Annotated in this window: 1 protein-coding gene; it reads right to left on the reverse strand. The window is 66.1% G+C overall.

Annotated features, from left to right (window positions below):
- A partial coding sequence (locus JI667_RS22315) for a hypothetical protein (protein WP_206858714.1) occupies nucleotides 1-182 on the reverse strand: 182 nt, incomplete at its 3' end.
- Nucleotides 183-254: the final 72 nt, after the last annotated feature.

The raw sequence follows: 254 nt of genomic DNA on the forward strand, positions 1-254 counted from the left end.
GTCAGCGACGCCCCTACCAGCGCCATGACCGAGGCTGAGGCAACCGCAACCAGCACCGCGTCGAAATCGCCCACCAGCCGCGAAAAGGCCGAGGCGCCGGTGACGAACAGCAGGTAGAGCGCGGTCATTCCCAAGGGCACGACCAGCGCCAGACCGGCAAGGATGAGGCCTTTCTGTTTCATCGGATCCTCTGTCTGAACAGCAGGTTACGCCCCGGCTGCACGGCGTCCTCGGGACGTGCGGCAAGCGAGGCG

Origin of the sequence: Bacillus sp. NTK074B (assembly GCF_017303375.1) — a bacterium.
Taxonomy (GTDB): domain Bacteria; phylum Bacillota; class Bacilli; order Bacillales; family Bacillaceae_B; genus Rossellomorea.